This window comes from Paraburkholderia sp. SIMBA_030 (assembly GCF_046535245.1).
In the GTDB taxonomy this organism is placed as follows: Bacteria; Pseudomonadota; Gammaproteobacteria; order Burkholderiales; family Burkholderiaceae; genus Paraburkholderia.
The window spans coordinates 1-277 of record NZ_JAWRXB010000390.1 but is presented as its reverse complement, the minus strand read 5'-3'; the positions used below and the strand labels follow the sequence as shown (position 1 = coordinate 277).

The window sequence follows — 277 nt, the reverse complement described above, 5'->3', positions numbered from 1 at the left end:
GCAGGCCGAACATGCCTTCGATCATCGCGACGTTGAGCAGGTAGTTGAGCACCGTGCCAATCACGCTGATGACCATCACCGGCGTCGAGCGGCCGAGGGCGCTGGTGAACCCGCGCAAGGCCATGAAGGTCAGGTAGCTGGGCAGGGCCAGCGGCAGCAGGGTGAGAAACTCGGCTGCCGAGGCGACGTTGTCCGGCTGCTGGCCGAACATCAGCAATACCGGCTCCAGGTTCCACAGCGCCAGCGCCGCGACCAGCGCCAGGCCCCAGGCCAGCCA

At 66.8% G+C, this 277-nt stretch carries 1 protein-coding gene; it reads right to left on the bottom strand.

What is annotated here, in order from left to right; genetic code table 11:
• Positions 1 to 277: MATE family efflux transporter (locus SB772_RS40475; protein ID WP_410838580.1), on the bottom strand; the 277-nt coding region annotated here is incomplete at both ends.